This window comes from Mesorhizobium sp. M0119, from assembly GCF_040322615.1.
In the GTDB taxonomy this organism is placed as follows: domain Bacteria; phylum Pseudomonadota; class Alphaproteobacteria; order Rhizobiales; family Rhizobiaceae; genus Mesorhizobium.
On the sequence record NZ_JAMYTU010000006.1, the window covers coordinates 13,409 to 31,478 of the forward strand.

Here is an 18,070-nt window from a genome sequence, read left to right on the forward strand (position 1 = left end):
CCTCCCCCAAGGGGGAGGGTAAGGCGTTCAATGCCGGAAATGCCTCACTCCGGTGAAGACCATGGCAATGCCGTGGTCGTCGGCGGCGGCGATGACATCGTCGTCGCGCATCGAGCCGCCGGGCTGGATGACCGCGGTGGCGCCGGCTTCGATTGCCGACAAAAGCCCATCCGCGAACGGAAAAAAGGCATCCGAGGCGACGACCGAGCCCTTGGTCAAAGGCTCCGTCAGACCGGCCGCGTCGAGCGCCTTGCGCGCTGCGATGCGTGAGGAATCGACCCGGCTCATCTGGCCGGCGCCGATGCCGACAGTGGCGCCATCCCTGGCATAGACGATGGCGTTCGACTTGACGTGCTTTGCCACGCGAAAGGCGAATTTCAGATCGGCCAATTCGGCCGGCGTCGGAGCGCGCCGGGTCACTATTTTCAGGTCGAGATCATCCACCACCGCATTGTCGCGGCCCTGGACCAGCAACCCGCCGGCAACCGATTTTAAGCCAAGGCCCGCCGCGCGCGGGTCGGGCAGGCCGCCGGTGACCAGCAGGCGTAGGTTCTTCTTGGCGGCAATGATGCGGACCGCTTCTTCGGACGCCTCCGGCGCGATGATTACTTCGGTAAAGGTCTTGACGATCTCTTCGGCGGTTGCGGCATCGAGGGTGCGGTTCATGGCGACGATGCCGCCGAAGGCCGAGACCGGATCGCAGGCCAGCGCCTTGGCATAGGCCGCCTGCAGCGAAGCGCCTTCGGCGACACCGCACGGGTTGGCGTGCTTGATGATGGCAATTGCGGCGGAGCGTGACGGGTCGAACTCGCCGACCAGCTCGAAGGCGGCGTCGGTGTCGTTGATGTTGTTGTAGGAAAGCTGCTTGCCCTGAAGCTGGCGCGCCGTGGCGACGCCCGGCCGCCTGTCACCATTGACATAGAAGCCGGCGCCCTGATGCGGGTTTTCGCCATAGCGCATCACCGATTGCAGCTTGCCGCCGAAGGCGCGCCATGTCGGATGCTCGATCTCAAGCGCCTCGGCGAACCATCCCGAGATCGCCGCATCGTAGGTGGCGGTGCGGGCAAAGGCCTTGGCTGCCAGCTTCTTGCGGAAATCCAGCGACAACGAGCCGAAATTCATCTCCAGCGCGTTGAGCACCGAGGCATAGTCGTCGGGGTCGGTGACGATGCCGACATAGGCGTGGTTCTTGGCCGAGGCACGGATCATCGCCGGGCCGCCGATGTCGATGTTCTCGACTATCGCCGCGTAGTCGGCGCCGGAGCGACGCACCTCCTCGAACGGATAAAGATTGGAGACGACGAGATCGATCGGCTCGATGCCGTGATCGCGCATCGCCGCGGCGTGCTCGGGATCGTCGCGCACGCCAAGCAGTGCGCCGTGCACCGACGGGTGCAGCGTCTTGACGCGGCCGTCCATGATCTCGGGAAAGCCGGTGAGCTCGGACACGTCGCGCACCGCCATGCCTGCCTCGGCAAGGGCCCTTGCGGTGCCGCCGGTCGAGACCAGCTCGACGCCGGCCGAAACCAGCGCCCTGGCGAAATCGATCAGGCCGGTCTTGTCGAAGACGGAGAGCAGCGCGCGACGGATGGGTACAAGGTCGGGCGCGGGAATATTCTTGGCGGCGACGGCCATGGGCTGGCGGCCTTTCCAGTTCTGGTTGGAGAGCGTCCGCGGGCCGTAGCATATGAGGCCCGGAAATCAAGCCGCAAGGCTTGATCAGTGTCTGCCGTTGCCACCCGCTTCAGCTTTTTCCGGACGGCCGGCGATGATGGTGCGCGTCAATTGCCAGTGGACCTCGGAAATTTCCGAGGCCTTGAACGCAAGCACGATCTGGCGGCTGCGGCGCGGGCCGCCGAGCCCGGCGAAATAGATCGATTCCTCGACCTCGGGTGCCACTTCGGTAGAGGTAAACACCCAGGTGTCGGCGTGGTCGGCGGCCAGCACCAGACGGTCATGCTCATCCTGGAGCAGGTTTATGTCGGGATGGACATGGAAACGCACCGTAACGAAATCACGGCCATTGTTGCGGATAGAGGCGCCGCCCGGCCGCAGGAAGCGGTCCCTGCCGGCAAGCACATTGCCTTCGGTCGATAATTTCAGCTCGCGCTCATGCAGGAAGCCGAAGCGCGCCACATAGCCGTCATGGCGGGCGATGAAGCCTTGGCTGCCCTTCTGGTCGGTACGCTTGCAAGGCACATGCTGCGGCCCGCCGATCAAGGGCGTGCCGAGCAGGTCGTTGACGCGTAGGGAGTGGTTGAAGCGCGCCGACGACGTGTCGTTGATGGTGGCGGTCGAGTGGGCGGCGGTGGCGCGCGCAAGCGGCCGGAATTCGGCGGCGCCATAAGTGTCTATTCCGGCGTTGACGATATAGTGCTGGCGGCCCGACGACAATTCGAAGGCGAGGCATCCGGCGTGAGCGGCATTGGATACGTCGACGGGCGGCGGTGAGCCGGTATCGGCGATCACAGTGGCACCACCCATCGACAGGCGCTCATAACCCGAATGCGGCGCGTGCAGCAATGGTGCGCCGGCGGTGTCGTCGTGATGCAGGATGCTGGCGATACGGTCGTGAATGGTGGCGCCCATGCCGTTGAAGCGGGCAAGGCTACCATCCTGATGGCGAAAGAAGCGCAGTGCCGGCAGCATCCGGTCGATGGCGCCGATCAGGGCGACCGGCGGCGTCTCGGCCTGATTGGCGTATGTCTGGCGCAACGGCAGAAGGTCGGCGAGTATTTCAAGCACCGCCATCGGATTGCGCGAGATATGGCCGCCGTCAGGCAGTATCTGCCGGTCGAGCTCGTCGGCGAGATTGCGGGTGGCACCGCGCAGCGCCGAGGCTGGCGCCGGCAGCGACAAAGCGGCAAAGGCCAGCGCAATGCGCGCGCGCAGCCTGTCCTTGCCGTCCGGCATCTCGCGCGCCATGGCGCGCAGATAGCGGATCTGGACGGCGAGCGATTTCAGAAACGCGCGGTAGAACGGAAATTCGGCGCCCTGCAACACGATCGAGGAATGCTGCAGCCAGGCAATGACACGCTTGGCCGTCGTGCCGGGCTCCCAGGCGACGCCGGAAATATAGCTGCCATGGATTGCAATCCAATCGGAAACCAACGCCCGCGCGTTGGCGGCGGCGAGCTCGGTACCCGCGGCACGCATATGGCGCAGCCAGCGAAAGCCATGCAGCGTTTTTTGCCAGCCGGGGTTGGGCACGTCGATCTGGAAGGGCGATTTGCCACCGGTCTCGACCAGATGCCCCGAAAGCGGATAGCGGCCGTAATAGATCTCGAGCGCGATCTGAGGATCGGCGAGGCGCAGGTCCGGCGGGGCAATCAGGACGCGCTCCGGCGTGCGGCCGGAGTAGCGCCAGCGATAGAGTGGCCCGGCGCGCAAGCGCCGGCGCGTCTTGCGCCAGAACTCCCTCGCGACAAGCGTCCACAGACGCGTCGTGTTACCGGCAGCGATTGCCAAAACCCCTCCTGATCGTCCTCACCCAAGCACAAGTTTATATGATTCAAGAACTTGTGCGAAGGCGAATTCCGCGGCAGCGTGGCCGTTCAGCCTGTTTTCCATGCCTCCTCGCCCCAAGAAGTCGGATGGCGCTTCAAGATCGGCCCTTAGCCGGCTCTGCGCATGCGGGCGGCGAAGAAGCCGTCCAGCCCGGAGCGGCCCGGCGAGCCTAGCTCCAGATCGGCAGGCGTGGTGCGCAACGTGCCTTGCGGCGTCAGGAACGGGTCGATGCCGGCGATCTCACCCGGCCGAAGCGGGTCGTCGACAATCTCCGCATTGCCGGCGAGAAAGTCGCGATAGAGCTCTTCGCCTTCCAGCGGATCGAGCGAGCAGTTGGAAAAGACGATGCGTCCACCATGCTTGACCAAGGTGACGGCGCGGGCAAGCAGCCGGCGTTGCAGGTCGGCCAGTTTTTCGACGTCGGCCGCCGTCTTCGTCCAGGGGACGTCGGGATGCCGCCGCACCGTGCCGGTCGAAGAGCAAGGTGCGTCGAGGAGGACGGCGTCGAAGAGGTCCTTCGGCTCGTATTTGAGCAGATCGGCCTGGACGATCTCGGCGGCCAGACCGAGCCGTTCGAGGTTCTGCGTCAGCCGTGCCAGCCGCGTTTTGGACATGTCGAGCGCGGTGACGTGGGCGCCGGCGAGGATCAACTGGGCGGTCTTGCCGCCGGGGGCGGCACAGAGGTCGGCGATTCGCAAACCATTGACGTCGCCGAACAGCCGGGCCGGCAGGCTGGCCGCCGCGTCCTGAACCCACCAGGCGCCTTCCGCGAAACCGGGCAGTTCGGTCACGGAAGCGCTGAGCTTTTCCACCCGCACCGTGCCGGTCGGCAAGACGAAGCCACCGAGCCGTTCGGCCCACAGCGCCGGGTCCGACTTGACCGAAAAATCGACCGGCGCCTCATGGCGATGGGCGAGCAGTATCTGCCTGGCCTTGTCGAGGCCGTAGACCGTTTTCAAACGGTCGGAAAACCATTTTGGCGCCTCGTCGGTGGCGGCAAGTGCGGCCGCGAGCTCTTCCTGCTTGGCCCGCGCCAGCGTGCGCAGCACGCCGTTGACGAGGCCGGAAAAGCGTGCCGTGCGCGGATCGGACTTGGCGTGCGTCACGGCGAGGTCGACGGCGGCGCTGTCGGGAACATCGAGGAACAGGATCTGCGCTGCCGCCACATGCAAGATGTGCGAAAGCGCCGTGGCGTTGGGCGGCAGCGGCTTTTCCAGGCGGCGGGCCAAAAGGCCTGATATGGTCATGCGGTAGCGCAGGGCGGTGACCAGAATCGCACGCACCAGGGCGCGGTCGCGCAGGTCGAGCGCCTTGTATTGCGGATGGCCGTTCTCATGGTCGGTCAGCCCGTCGAGTGGCGTTTTCGCGTCAATGACGGCGGCAAGCAGGCGCGCGGCCGCCTTGCGCGCGGCGAGACCGGCTACGGCCTCGCCGCCCGAATTGTGTTCACGATCGCCTGAAATTCCGTGCCGGCGCTTCGCTGAACTCACGACCACGGGCCTTTGGGTCCGGTCGGATTGCGTCCCCAGGGATTGGGTCTCGGCTTAGCCGGCTCAGCCGGCCTCTCGGGCCGGGCGGCCCTGTCCCACGGACCAGACGGCTGCTGCCCGGTCCCTTCCGGCGCCGGCCTTGGCGTCGCGGCCGCTTCGGGTGCGCCGGCCATTTCGCTCGACATCCTCTGCAACGCGGCGATGCGGTTTTCTGTGCTCGGGTGAGTGGAAAACAAACTGTCCATACGCTCGCCGGAAAGAGGATTGATGATGAAGAGATGGGCGGTTGCCGGATTGCGCTCGGCATCCGGGTTGCGGATGCGTTCGGCGCCCCGCGCGATCTTGTCAAGTGCCGAGGCGAGCCACAGCGGGTGTCCACAGATTTCGGCACCGCGCCGGTCGGCCTCGTATTCGCGAGTGCGGCTCACCGCCATCTGCACGATCATGGCGGCCAGGGGCGCGACGATCATCGCCACCAGCACGCCGACGATGCCAAAGGAATTGTTGTTGTCGCGGTTGCCGCCGAAAAAGAAGGCGAAATTGCCGAGCATCGAAATTGCGCCGGCAAAGGTGGCGACGATCGTCATGGTCAGCGTATCGCGGTGCTGCACATGGGCGAGCTCATGCGCCATCACCGCCGCGACTTCTTCATGCGAGAGCTGCTCGAGCAGGCCGGTGCTGGCGGCGACAGCGGCATTTTGCGGATTTCGGCCGGTGGCGAAGGCATTGGGCTGCGGATTGTCGATGAGATAGGTTCTCGGCATCGGCAGGCCGGCACGTTGCGCGAGACCCTTCACGATGGCGTAATATTCAGGCGCGTTGCGTTCGTCGACCTCGATCGCACGGTGCATCGACAGCACCATCTTGTCGGCGTTCCAATAGCTGAACAAATTGGTGCCGGCGGCGATCAGCAAGGCAATCATCATGCCGCCGGATCCGCCGACCAGATAGCCGACGCCCATGAACAGGGCCGTCATTGCGGCCAAAAGCATGGCGGTGCGAAGGGTGTTCATCGTCTGCTCCGTTCTGGCCCAACAAAGGGGGTCGATCCTTGTGGGCCCATCGCTATATGATGGGAAACAGCGGTTCCCGTTTCAATCGGGGGCCTGTTTCAATCTAGCGGAAGATCGCATGATCGACGAAACCAGCACAACGAATGCTAACGGCGAGCCGCAACAGCCGGTGACGCCAGCAGCACGGCGTGCCTTGGCCGAGGCCGAGGCCCGGCGGGAGAAATATCGCGAGAAGGAAGCCGCACAACCGAGAGAGATCGGCGGCCGCGGCGGCAAGGAGCCCGGCCGCTATGGTGACTGGGAGGTCAAGGGTCTGACCAGCGACTTTTAGCCCAAGCAGGGTGCCAAACTACGCAGGCTGCGCGGTCCGCTCCGCTTCGATGGCAATCCAGCCGCTGGCATCGACGGCGATGCCGATCGCTTGATAGCCGGCGATGGTGGCATGCGGCGTCTCCAACGGATGCCGGTGCGTGGCGCTGATCACCACGATTGCGGCGCCCGCGGCTTCGGCCGCCGCAATGCCGGCCGGCGCGTCCTCGAAGACGAGGCAGTTGCCCACATCGACGCCGAGCCGTTCGGCCGCCAGCCGGAAGCAGTCGGGTGCCGGTTTGCCGCGGGAGACGTCCTCCGCGGCAACGATCACGGCGGGAGCCGGAATACCCGCGGCCTGCAGGCGCAGCAGGGCAAGCTCGCGCGGCGCCGAGGTCGCGATCGCCCAGCTTCCGGGCGGAAGCGACGCCAGGAACGCCGCGGCGCCCGCAATCGGGCGAATGCCCTCGACATCGGCCGCCTCGGCCTGCAGAAGCGAATCGGCTTCGCGGGCAGGATCGACGCCTGGGAGCGCCAGCCGGCCGATGGTCTCGATCGCCCGCACGCCGTGGATGGTCGGCAGGAATGCGGTGACGTCAAGACCTTGCCGATGCGCCCAAGCTGCCCAGACCCTTTCCGCCGCGGCAATCGAATTGAGAATCGTGCCGTCCATATCGAACAGGAAGGCCGCGAATTTTCTGCCTGCAAACATCGGTTTTCCCGGGTCATCTTGGAGGGATTATTTCGAAGGAAGCATGTCGATCGACCGTAACGTTGCCGCGTCCGTATGGGAAGCCGCGAGGCGTCGTTTTCGACGTTCGCAAGGAACCGCCGCGCACTCTCCTGCGTTGACCAGCACTATCTTCCATGACGATCGTAGGGGGACGGCGATGCTGATCAGGCTCGGCTATGAAATTGCCATCGAATGCCCTGCAGCCACGCCGGTCGTTTCGCTGCTCGATATCCACAGGGATCGCCAGGCCGACATCAAGCGGCAGACGCGCGTGCTGACGTCACCGTCGGTCCCGACCAGGGCCTACCACGATCTTTTCGGCAATAGCTGCCGCCGCTTCACGGCGCCAGCCGGAAGCTTCCGCATCCTCTATGACGCGGTGGTCGAGGACAGCGGCGGGCGGGACGAAGTCAACACGCTGGCCAGGGAAGTCCCGGTCGCCGAATTGCCGGACGAGGTGCTCGGCTATCTGCTCGGCAGCCGTTACTGCGAGACCGACCATCTCGGCGACTTGGCATGGCAACTGTTCGGCCAGCTCCCGCCGGGCTGGGCGCGGGTGCAGGCGATCGTCGACTATGTCCACAACCGGCTGTCGTTCGGCTACGGCTATGCGCGCTCGACCCGCACGGCGGCGCAGGCGCATGAGGAACGCGTCGGCGTCTGCCGCGATTTTGCCCATCTGGCGATCACGCTCTGCCGCTGCATGAACATCCCGGCCCGTTACGTGAACGGCTACCTCGGCGATATCGGCGTGCCCGCCGATCCGGCGCCAATGGATTTCTCGGCGTGGGTGGAAGTGTTCCTCGACGGCAGATGGTACACTTTCGATCCTCGCCACAATGTGCCGAGGATCGGCCGCGTCGTCATCGCCCGCGGCCGCGACGCCACCGACGTGCCGCTGCTGCACAGTTTCGGCCCGCATCGGCTCAGCCTGTTCAAGGTCTGGACGCACGAGCAGGAAGGCAATCTGTTCAAGCCGCCTTATCGTGGCGTCGACAAGACCGTCAGCGCACGGATGCTGGCCTAGTCTTTCGGGACACATTCACAGTCCGTGTTTCCATTTCCCGCCACCGCGGTCGTGCTGAACCGGTTCGATACATCTCGTCTGTACCGGATTGGGACGCAGTCCAGTCGTCCTGAATTGCGCGCCTGATCTTGGTAAGCGCTTTGTCAACAAAGCCGCGCCGACGCGGCTTTCGTTTACCCGCTGTTTACCTTGCCGCCGCTCGAAACCGTTTGGAAACAATGCCTGGGCGGGAGCCGCTCGCTTTCCCGCGCCCGGCGGCGCGATCCGGCCGGATTCCTGCAATGCACGTTCGGACAGCTGCAGGCTGTAGCGAATGGAGGCGGAAGGAATGCGGCGTTTCGGGGGTCTTGTTCAGACGATCGGCGGCTTTGCCGGGGATCGCAGCGGAAATTTCGCGGTCCTGTTTGGGATAATCGGCTCAGTGCTGGCACTGAGTGTCGGCTTTGCCGTCAACGTATCCCAACTCTACAATGTAAAATCGAGCCTGCAAGGCGTCGTCGATGCAGCGGTCACCTCGACGGCCCGCGACCTGACAACCGGCGTTATCAGCGAGGCCGACGCCAGCAAATCGGTGCAGGCCTTTCTCGATGCCAACAGCACGGCGGGTATCCTCCAGGACAACCAGATCGTTCTCGACAATCTGGTTGTCGACAGGACAGCCAAGACTGTCGAGGCGGACGCCCATGTCAACGTCAACTACTATTTCCCGCTTTTCAGCACGGGTGGCATGCAGCGCGTTCCAGCATCGACGACGGCGCTCTACTCGGACAAGCAGATCGAAGTCGCGATGATGCTGGACGTGACCGGGTCGATGGCCGGCCAGAAAATCATCGATCTGCGGGCGGCTGCGGCGAATGCTGTCGACAGCTTTCTGGGCGGCCAGGACCCTGCCAACCCGCGAGTGCGCGTCTCCATCGTGCCCTACGCGAATTCGGTGAATGCCGGCGCGCTTGCCGCCAGCAGCGTCTATGTCGAAACCTCCACCAGCCAGCGCAAGCAGGCGCCCGGCAATGGCGCCGTACAGTATGTCTCCGGCTTTGTGCGTCCGGACAATTGTGCCACCGAGCGCAAAGGGACCTATCAGTATTCGGATGCAGGCCCCGACGTCAGCATGGTCAATCGCGACTACCTGCTGTCATCCTTCGCCTGGCAGACCGGCACGGCTGCCTGCCCTGCCGCCGCGTTGAAACCGCTGACGGCGGACGCCACGGCGCTCAAGAACGTCATCAAGACCTTTGTCGCGTCGGGTGGCACCGCCGGCCATGTCGGCGTGCAGTGGAGCTGGTACATGCTTTCGGAAAACTGGGGCAGTGTGATGAAAGCCTCGGAACGGCCGGCCAAGATGGATCCAAAGAAGGTTGCCAAGATCGCGATCCTGATGACCGATGGCGAATTCAACCTGTCCTATTTCGACGCCAGCACCGTCGGTGACGTCTACAATAGCGCGGGCAAGGAGCCGCCCCGCACGGCGGCCAAGACACTCTGCGCTGCGATGCGCAACAAGGGCATCGAGATATTCACCATTGGGTTTGACCTAAACGAAACGAATGCCAAGGTGACGCTCCAGGATTGTGCGAGCCCGGACACCGCCAAGATCAAGCACTTCTATCAGGCGGCCAATGGAACGGAACTCAACCAGGCTTTCCAGGATATAGCGCGCAACGTCGAGATGTTGACCGTAACCAAGTAGGGGACAACAGCCCAAAAAGGAAAAGGCCGCCGCTTCTCGCGAAGCCGGCGGCCTTCCGTGTTTCCGTCCATGGCGCGGCTCCTGGCGGCGACACTGGTCGCCAGCCGCGCATTTCGCGCCTTAACGGGAAGACTGCTTCCCGAAAGTGCAATCCGCTGAGGCCACGTTCTGGAAAACGAAATCACTCGACATCGGATCACCTCCTTTCGATTTGTTGAACACTTCCTCATGATGGGGTGTCATCCGGCAAATGGCAAGGCGCGGCGCCCGAAAATCCTGAACAAGCGTGCTTGCGCGCCCAAGCGGCTTGCGGCCCGCCGATCGGGCAGGCAAGATCGAGCCGCTATTGTTCCGGGCCACTATTTTGCCGGGTAAGGGAGGACGGGGATGGAAGCAGCCGAGAGAGCGGCCCGGATTGTTCGGACGGTCATCGAAACGCTGAAGCCGGGTTTCGCGGTGAGGCTGTGGACAGGCGAGCGGATCGGCCCGGCTACCGGCCCGGTGCTCACCATCAACGATCAGGACATCGTCTGGCAGATCGTACGTCGGCCCTCTTTATCGACGCTGATCGAGATGTGGATTGCCAAGGCGGTCGACGTCGAAGACGGATCACTGTTCGATTTCTACGCCTTGCCGACGCATGGCAAGCTCAGGACCAAGCTCAAGACACTGCCGAAGCTGGCGATCCTGCGCGACCTGCCGGCGGTGCTGTTTTCGCGAAAACAGATGACGACGCGAACCGATCTTTCCGGCCGCAATCCTTACGTCAGCGGTTCGAGCCAGGAGGCGATCCAGCATCACTACGACATTTCCAACGCATTCTACCGGCTCTTCCTCGACGAGCGCATGGTCTACAGCTGCGGCTACTTCAAGGATTTCGCCAACGATATCGATCAGGCCCAGAGAGACAAGCTCGACCATATCTGCCGCAAGCTTCGGCTGAAGCCCGGCGAAAAACTGCTCGACATAGGCTGCGGCTGGGGAGCAATGCTCATCCATGCGGTGAAGAATTATGGCGTCGTCGGCCACGGCGTCTCGCTGTCGGAGGCACAGACCGAGCTCGCCCGCGAACGCATCCGCGCCGAGGGGCTGGAGGACCGCATCACCATCGAGATCAAGTCCTATGCCGAGCTGTCCGGCTCCTTCGACAAGATCTCGTCGATCGGCATGTTCGAGCATCTGGGGCTTGCCAACCATGCGGCCTATTTCTCGAGGATCCATCGCCTGCTCAAGCCCGGCGGCATCTATCTGCACCACGCCATCACTCGGCGCGACAAGGGCAACATGAAGAAGACGCTGCGCAAGGGGCCGGAATTCAAGGCGCTGATCAAATACATTTTTCCGGGCGGCGAACTCGATACGATCGGCATGACGCTCGGCAATCTCGAGGCGCACGGCTTCCTCGTCTACGACGTCGAAAATTTGCGCGAGCACTATGCGCGCACCTGCAGGCTGTGGGCCGAGCGCCTCCACGCACGCTTCGACGAAGCCATCGCCGAGGTCGGCGAAGCCAAGGCGCGGCTCTGGCTGCTTTATCTCACCGGCTGCTCGATTACCTTCGAACGCGCCTCGGCGCAGATTTTCCAGACCGTCGCCACCAGGCGCGCGCGTGGGCCGAGCGGCCTGCCGCCGACGCGGGCGGATTTGTACCGATAGCTACAGGAGGCGCATCGGGGCGCCGATCTCGACGCAGGCCGGTCGATCGACGGTACAGTAGACGCCGAGGTTATGGGCGTTGTGGCGGACCAGGCTGCGCAGGATTGCCGGGTCGTGGTCGAACCCGTCCTGGCCAATGATGGTGAAGCCGCAGCGGCGGCACGGCTCGGAGATGGTCAGGAGCAGGTCGCTGATTGCCAGCTTGCGCCCGATCCATTCCGTTTCGGGGAACGACCCCTCGACCTCCGGCATATCGACGACGATGTTGGGGCGGAAGCGGCGCGGGTTGGCGGTGCCCTCTGGATGCAGCACTTTCAAACGCGCCAGTGAGGCGGTGGTCAGCAGATGAATAGGGGCTTTGACGTAGCGTTCCGTCAGCAGAGGGCCGGCGTAATCCGGAGCCGCATTTTCCCGGCGGAACGGCCGGATGGAAGCCGCAAAGCCGAGATAGGCGGAAATGGCGCGGTCGCTATCGGCGCCAGGTGCGGCCAGCCAGTCGCCGTCCGGGACCGCGACTTGCAATTCGCCGGCCTGCGACAGCCGGGTGCGGATGCGGGGCACCTTGTGCCATTTCGCTTCGCGGTCGGGCCGTGCGATTTCATCGGTTGAGGTATCGACAAGACCAAACAGGCGGTCGCCTTCGACGGTATACCAGTCGACGGAGATCGCCTCCTGGAACTCGCCGGCGAGCGAGCTCGCGGGATAGCGCCAAAGCTCGGTGACGGCGCCCAATGCGGGTTGCATCAGCCCTTCTTGTTTTGCCGGTTGGCGATCAGGTCGTCGACGACCGCCGGATCGGCGAGCGTCGAGGTGTCGCCGAGCGTGGCAAAATCGTCCTCGGCGATCTTGCGCAGAATGCGCCTCATGATCTTGCCGGAACGCGTCTTCGGCAGGCCGGGCGCGAACTGGATCTTGTCGGGCGAAGCGATGGCGCCGATCTCCTTGCGGACATGGGCGACGAGCTCCTGGCGCAATTCCTCGCTTGGCGTCTCGCCGGCCATCAGCGTGACATAGCAGTAGATGCCCTGGCCCTTGATATCGTGCGGGTAGCCGACGACGGCCGCCTCTGAGACCTTCTCATGCGAAACCAGCGCCGATTCGACCTCGGCGGTGCCCATGCGGTGGCCTGAGACGTTGATGACGTCGTCGACGCGGCCGGTGATCCAGTAGTAGCCGTCAGCATCGCGGCGGCAGCCGTCGCCGGTGAAGTACCTGCCCTTGTAGGTCGAGAAATAGGTCTGCACGAAGCGGTCGTGATCGCCATAGACGGTGCGCATCTGGCCCGGCCATGAGTCGGCAATACAAAGATTGCCGCTGGCTTCGCCTTCCAGTACCTTGCCGTCGGCATCGACCAGCTGCGGGTTGACGCCAAAGAAGGGCCGCGTCGCCGAACCCGCCTTGAGGTGGGTGGCGCCCGGAACCGGCGTGATCATGATGCCGCCGGTCTCGGTCTGCCACCAGGTGTCGACGATCGGCACCTTGCCGTTGCCGACGACGTTGAAATACCACTCCCAGGCTTCCGGATTGATCGGCTCGCCGACGGTGCCGAGCACGCGCAGCGACTTGCGCGACGTTTTGGTGACATGGGCATCGCCAGCACCCATCAGCGCGCGCAGCGCCGTCGGCGCAGTGTAGAAGATGTTGACCTTGTGCTTGTCGATCACGTCCCAGAAACGCGACTGCGACGGGTAGTTCGGCACGCCTTCGAACATCAGCGTGGTGGCGCCGTTGGCGAGCGGCCCGTAGACGATATAGCTGTGGCCGGTGACCCAGCCGACATCGGCGGTGCACCAGTAGATATCACCGTCGTGATAGTCGAAGACATATTGGTGGGTCATCGAGACATAGACGAGATAGCCGGCGGTGGTGTGCAGCACGCCCTTCGGCTTGCCGGTCGAGCCGGATGTGTAGAGGATGAACAGCGGGTCCTCGGCGTTCATCTTCTCGGGCTTGCATTCGGCCTTAACCGTGGCGACCTCGTCATGGTACCAGACGTCGCGCCCGGCAGCCCAGCCGGTCTTGCCGCCGGTGCGGCGTACTACCAAGACCTTTTCGACTTTCGTTCCAGCCTTGGCGGCGATCTCGATCGCCTTGTCGGTGTTGTCCTTCAACGGGATAGACTTGCCGCCGCGTAGGCCTTCGTCGGCGGTGATGACGAAGGTCGACTTGCAGTCGTCGATGCGTCCGGCCAGCGCATCCGGCGAAAAGCCGCCGAAGACGACCGAATGAATGGCGCCGATGCGCGTGCAGGCGAGCATCGCATAAGCGGCCTCCGGGATCATCGGCATGTAGATAGTGACGCGGTCGCCCTTCTTGACGCCGTGCTTCTTCATCACATTGGCGAGGCGGCAGACATGCGCGTAAAGCTCGTTATAGGTGATCTTCCTGTCGTCGTAGGGATTGTCGCCTTCCCAGATGATGGCGGTCTGTTCGCCGCGCTTCTTCAGATGCCGGTCGATGCAGTTCCAGGAAACGTTGGTCTGGCCATCCTCGAACCATTTGATCGAGACCTTGCCGTCGAAGGACGTGTTCTTGACCTTGCTGTACGGCTTGAACCAGTCGATGCGCTTGCCGTGCTTGCCCCAAAACTTGTCCGGGCTCTTGACGCTGTCGGCGTACCATTTCAGGTAGGTGTCATTGTCAATCAGCGCGTACTTCTTCCACGCCGGCTGGACGCGATGGACATGAACATCGGACATTCTTCACCTTCCTCCCCAAAACCAAACCGCCGGCTTGACTGCCGGCAGGATCGCAGCGATGCGGCTGCGAATTCGCGCGCATTATTAACAGTTCGGCCGCGACGGCAACATTAGACGTTGGATTCGCGCGGCGGGATGCCGCAGGCGCCTTTACCAGGCGGTGTCAGCACTCTCGTGAGGTGGCTGCTAAGCACATGTTTTTGCGGGAGGAATCTGGTTCGATCATAGAAATATCAATAGACGATTAAGCAAATGGGGTGCACAATTTCAGGCCGGGAGGAAGGAGAATCAACCAGGGGACCGCAATGCGCGACCATTCCGAAATGGACCTGATGCTCAAGGGCTATGGCTTGACCACGGCCAAGATTCTTTATCACTTTCCCGATCATCCGCATCTGCTGCAGAGCTTCATCTGGCAGGATTACGACATCGCCCCGAAATTTCCGGTGCTGATCCGCTTCATCGAGTTCTGGCAGGCCAAGCTCGAAGGCCCGCTGCATTCGGTCAGCTACACGCATCAGAAGCTGATCGCGCCGAACGAATGGCGCAAGGTCGACGGCGAGTTCGTGCTACATTAGCCGGGCGGGCGGCAGCCTGGGAGCCGCCGCCCAGCTTTTGGAGCGTCAGACTGCGGGCGGGTTCAGCCGGGCAAACCCCTCCTGCCGGCGATAGGGAAAATACGGGTAGGGTGCGGTGACCTCACTTGCCGTGTCGAGCTTCTCCATCTGCTCGGCTGTCAATGACCATCCGACGGCGCCGAGATTCTGGCGCAACTGCTCCTCGTTGCGCGCGCCGATGATGACGGAGGCGACGGTCGGCCGCTGCAGCAGCCAGTTGATGGCGATCTGCGGTACGGTCTTGCCGGTTTCCTCGGCGATAACATCAAGCGCGTCGACCACCCGATAGAGATGCTCGTCCTCGACGGGCGGTCCGAAGCTTGCGGTATCGTGCAGTCGGCTTTTCTCCGGCAACTTTTCGCCGCGGCGAATCTTGCCGGTCAGGCGGCCCCAGCCGAGCGGGCTCCACACCAGCGCACCGACGCCCTGGTCGAGGCCGAGCGGCATCAACTCCCATTCATAGTCGCGCCCGATCAGCGAATAATAGACCTGATGGGCGACGTATCGGGGATAGCCGTATCTGTCCGCCAGGCCGAGCGATTTCATCGCTTGCCAGCCGGAAAAATTGGAGACGCCGACATAACGCAGCTTGCCGGCGCGCACGAGACTGTCCAGTGTCGACAGCACCTCCTCGATCGGTGTTGCGGCGTCGAAGGCGTGCAGTTGCAGCAGGTCGATGTAATCGGTGCCAAGACGCTTCAGCGCGTCTTCGACGACCTTGATCAGGCGTGAACGTGACGAGCCGGCATCGTTGGGACCGTCGCCCATCGGCAGCGAGGTCTTGGTCGAGATCAGCACGGCGTCGCGGCGGCCCTTGATGGCAGCGCCGAGCACTTGTTCGGAAGCGCCATTCGAATAGACATCGGCGGTGTCGAACAGGTTGACGCCGGCCTCAAGGCAGATATCGACCAGCCGCCGTGCTTCCGTCGCATCGCTGTTGCCCCAGGCGCCGAACAGCGGGCCTGAACCGCCGAAGGTTCCAGCGCCGAACGAGAGCGCCGGGACCTTCAGGCCTGATGCGCCAAGATTTCGATAATCCATGGGTTTGCTCCTTGTGGAAGGATGGCTGTTTCAAAGATTGGTTGAGGTTTGCTGTTCTATGACCGCGCGATTTCCGGTGTGGCGAGGACAGGATCTCGGTCGAGGCGCAGCGCAAACGCCGCCACGGCAAGCGCTGAAAGCGGCAACAGGGCCGCGACCCAGGTGACGGCGTCGAGGCCGGGACCATGGGCGATGACCACGCCGCCGAGCCAGGCGCCGGCCGCATTGCCGAGGTTGAAGGCGGCGATGTTGAAGGATGAGGCGAGGCTCTGGCCGGCGCCTTGTGCCTTTTCCAGTACCCACATCTGCAGCGGCGCCACAGTGGCGAAGGCGGCGGCGCCGAGCAGGCCGACATAGATAACGGCCATGACCTGGCTGTGCAGGGCGAAGGTCATGGTGCCGAGCACCAGCGCCAGGACGACGAGACTTCCGAGAACGGAAGGTACCAGCCAGCGGTCGGCGAACTTGCCGCCGGCGAGGTTGCCGGCGATGAGGCCGCCGCCGAAGACCAGCAGGATAGGCGACACCGCTGCTTCCTCAAAACCGGTGATCTCGGTCAGCAACGGGGCGATGTAGGTGAAAACGGCGAAGACGCCGGCATAGCCAAGCACGGTGGTGGCAAAGCCAAGCAGGACAGGCGTGCGGCCGAGCACGGCGAGATCGGCGCGCAAATTGCTCTCCTCAGGTTCTGTTCGGCTGCGCGGCACCAGCAGGAGAATGATGGCGAAGGCGGCGATGCCGACCAGCGTCACCGCCCAGAAGGTCGCGCGCCAGCCGAAGGCCTGGCCGAGCCATGTGCCGAAGGGCACGCCGAGGATGTTGGCGATGGTCAGGCCGGTGAACATCAGGGCGAGCGCCGAGGCTTTCTTGTTGGGCGCCACCAGTCCGGTCGCCACGACCGAGCCGACGCCGAAGAAGGTGCCGTGGGCGAAGGCGGTCAGCACGCGCGCACCCATCAGCGTCCAGTAGTCTGGGGCAAGCGCACAAGCGAGGTTGCCCAGCGTGAAAATTGCCATCAGCGCCAGAAGCACGGTTTTGCGCGGCCAGCGGCCGGTTGCGATCGTCAGCAGCGGCGCGCCGATGACAACGCCGAGCGCATAGCCGGAAATCAGCTGGCCGGCAGCTGAGATCGAGACGCCGAGATCGGTGCTGACGTCGAGCAGCAGGCCCATGATGACGAATTCGGTGACGCCGATGCCAAAGGCGCCGGCGGCTAGAGCGTAAAGAGCAAGGGGCATGGCGGTTCCCACTTCGATGACGACCGGTTTTGACGACGGGCGCCGTGTCCTCCCACGCCCCAATCCGGAAGATCGTGCCGCGATGTGCTGTGAACCAGCCTTGCATCGGGCACATCGTCTGTGAAATAGATTCACCAATGGCTAGGCCCGACATCAATCGCTCCGGCGAGATCGAAGTGTTCGTCCGCGTCGTCGAGGTGGGCAGCTTTTCGGCCGCTGCCCGCGCGTTGCGGATGACGCCGTCGGCGGTGAGCAAGCTGATCGCGCGGCTGGAGGCGCGGCTTGGCGCGCGGCTGGTCAGCCGTTCGACGCGCAAGCTGCAACTGACGCCGGAGGGGGCGGCGTTCTTCGACAGCGGCGTGCGCATCCTGGCCGACATGGCAGCGGCCGAGCGCGAGGCAGCGGCGGGTGCCGCGCCGCGTGGCCGGCTGCGGATCAACAGCTACGTGCCTTTCGGGCAGCATCGGCTGATCCCGCTTTTGCCGCGTTTCCTAGAACGCTACCCCGAAATCTCGGTCGATCTGGTGTTGACCGACGATGTCATCGACCTGATGGAGGAGCGCGCTGACGTCGCCATCCGCGCCGGACCGCTCGGCGAATCGCGGTTGGTGGCGCGCAAGCTCGGGCAGAGCCGGGTGGTCGTCGTTGCGGCGCCGTCGTATCTCGAAGCGCGTGGCACGCCCAAGACGCCCGCCGATCTCGATCGTCACAACCGGATGGGCTTCCGTTTCGTACGTCACCTCGAGGGCTGGCCTTTTATCGACGCGGCCGGCAAGCCGACCACCCTGTCGATCATCGGAAATACGCTGGTCAGCGACGGCGAGGCGATGCGGCTGATGGCGCTCTCTGGGGCGGGCATTGCCCGGTTAGCACGTTGGCACGTGGAGGCCGACATTGCCGCCGGCCGGCTCCTGCCGCTGCTGGAAGAGTTCAACCCCGGCGACGAGGAACTCACCCACGCCGTCTATGTCGGCCAAGGCAAGCATCTGCCGGCGCGGGTGCGGGCCTTTTTGGACTTTTTGGTCGAGACTGTCCGGCTGACCTGAGCCC

General features: G+C 63.8%; 15 protein-coding genes. 6 read left to right on the forward strand and 9 right to left on the reverse strand.

The features are described 5' to 3' along the window. Positions 1 to 27: 27 nt before the first annotated feature. The 4 genes from purH to htpX form a co-directional block, all read right to left on the reverse strand. Entirely contained in the window at positions 28 to 1,635 is a 1,608-nt protein-coding gene (purH, locus tag NKJ40_RS07900; RefSeq protein WP_352465603.1) for a bifunctional phosphoribosylaminoimidazolecarboxamide formyltransferase/IMP cyclohydrolase, read from the reverse strand. A gap of 84 nt (positions 1,636 to 1,719) precedes the next feature. Next, the gene (locus NKJ40_RS07905; protein ID WP_352465604.1) at positions 1,720 to 3,468 is read right to left on the reverse strand and encodes a heparinase II/III family protein; all 1,749 of its coding nucleotides are present in this window, start codon (positions 3,466 to 3,468) and stop codon (positions 1,720 to 1,722) included. A gap of 146 nt (positions 3,469 to 3,614) precedes the next feature. Beyond that, on the reverse strand, positions 3,615 to 5,003 hold the full coding sequence (locus NKJ40_RS07910) for an RsmB/NOP family class I SAM-dependent RNA methyltransferase (protein ID WP_352465605.1): 1,389 nt from the start codon (positions 5,001 to 5,003) through the stop codon (positions 3,615 to 3,617). After that, a complete protein-coding gene (htpX, locus tag NKJ40_RS07915) occupies positions 4,994 to 6,010 on the reverse strand; it encodes a zinc metalloprotease HtpX (protein ID WP_352465606.1) in 1,017 nt (338 codons plus the stop codon). The genes NKJ40_RS07910 and htpX overlap by 10 nt, the downstream gene beginning before the upstream one ends. A 118-nt stretch (positions 6,011 to 6,128) precedes the next feature. On the opposite strand from htpX, the gene NKJ40_RS07920 reads away from it, so the two are divergent. Next, positions 6,129 to 6,341: a DUF1674 domain-containing protein gene (locus NKJ40_RS07920; RefSeq protein WP_352465607.1), complete on the forward strand. Its 213-nt coding sequence runs from the start codon at positions 6,129 to 6,131 to the stop codon at positions 6,339 to 6,341. Between the two features lie 18 nt (positions 6,342 to 6,359). Here NKJ40_RS07920 and NKJ40_RS07925 read toward each other — a convergent pair whose 3' ends face one another. Next, on the reverse strand, positions 6,360 to 7,031 hold the full coding sequence (locus NKJ40_RS07925) for an HAD-IA family hydrolase (protein ID WP_352465608.1): 672 nt from the start codon (positions 7,029 to 7,031) through the stop codon (positions 6,360 to 6,362). Between the two features lie 178 nt (positions 7,032 to 7,209). Here NKJ40_RS07925 and NKJ40_RS07930 point away from each other — a divergent pair, with 178 nt between their 5' ends. From NKJ40_RS07930 to NKJ40_RS07940, 3 genes are all read left to right on the forward strand, one after another. Then, positions 7,210 to 8,079, forward strand: a complete 870-nt coding sequence (locus tag NKJ40_RS07930; protein WP_352465609.1) for a transglutaminase-like domain-containing protein — start codon at positions 7,210 to 7,212, stop codon at positions 8,077 to 8,079. Between the two features lie 328 nt (positions 8,080 to 8,407). After that, the gene (locus NKJ40_RS07935; protein WP_352465610.1) at positions 8,408 to 9,769 is read left to right on the forward strand and encodes a pilus assembly protein TadG-related protein; all 1,362 of its coding nucleotides are present in this window, start codon (positions 8,408 to 8,410) and stop codon (positions 9,767 to 9,769) included. 387 nt (positions 9,770 to 10,156) lie between these two features. Further along, positions 10,157 to 11,425 carry a class I SAM-dependent methyltransferase gene (locus NKJ40_RS07940; protein WP_352465611.1) on the forward strand — a complete coding sequence of 423 codons (1,269 nt, stop codon included), beginning with the start codon at positions 10,157 to 10,159 and terminating at the stop codon, positions 11,423 to 11,425. Here the strand turns inward: NKJ40_RS07940 and NKJ40_RS07945 are convergent, their stop codons facing one another. Together NKJ40_RS07945 and acs are read right to left on the reverse strand one after the other, a co-directional pair. Then, positions 11,426 to 12,169: an MOSC domain-containing protein gene (locus tag NKJ40_RS07945; RefSeq protein ID WP_352465612.1), complete on the reverse strand. Its 744-nt coding sequence runs from the start codon at positions 12,167 to 12,169 to the stop codon at positions 11,426 to 11,428. Next, positions 12,169 to 14,124 carry an acetate--CoA ligase gene (gene acs, locus NKJ40_RS07950; protein WP_352465613.1) on the reverse strand — a complete coding sequence of 652 codons (1,956 nt, stop codon included), beginning with the start codon at positions 14,122 to 14,124 and terminating at the stop codon, positions 12,169 to 12,171. The genes NKJ40_RS07945 and acs overlap by 1 nt, the downstream gene beginning before the upstream one ends. A gap of 305 nt (positions 14,125 to 14,429) precedes the next feature. Here acs and NKJ40_RS07955 point away from each other — a divergent pair, with 305 nt between their 5' ends. Beyond that, positions 14,430 to 14,702 carry an usg protein gene (locus tag NKJ40_RS07955; RefSeq protein WP_023719720.1) on the forward strand — a complete coding sequence of 91 codons (273 nt, stop codon included), beginning with the start codon at positions 14,430 to 14,432 and terminating at the stop codon, positions 14,700 to 14,702. 45 nt (positions 14,703 to 14,747) lie between these two features. Here NKJ40_RS07955 and NKJ40_RS07960 read toward each other — a convergent pair whose 3' ends face one another. Together NKJ40_RS07960 and NKJ40_RS07965 are read right to left on the reverse strand one after the other, a co-directional pair. Further along, on the reverse strand, positions 14,748 to 15,782 hold the full coding sequence (locus NKJ40_RS07960; protein ID WP_352465614.1) for an aldo/keto reductase: 1,035 nt from the start codon (positions 15,780 to 15,782) through the stop codon (positions 14,748 to 14,750). A gap of 56 nt (positions 15,783 to 15,838) precedes the next feature. Beyond that, positions 15,839 to 17,020 (reverse strand): MFS transporter, encoded by a 1,182-nt coding sequence (locus NKJ40_RS07965; protein ID WP_352465615.1) that lies wholly within the window; start codon positions 17,018 to 17,020, stop codon positions 15,839 to 15,841. 137 nt (positions 17,021 to 17,157) lie between these two features. Between NKJ40_RS07965 and NKJ40_RS07970 the strand changes: the two genes are divergently transcribed. Next, complete coding sequence (locus tag NKJ40_RS07970; protein ID WP_352465616.1) at positions 17,158 to 18,066, forward strand: LysR family transcriptional regulator; 909 nt, start codon at positions 17,158 to 17,160, stop codon at positions 18,064 to 18,066. Positions 18,067 to 18,070: the final 4 nt, after the last annotated feature.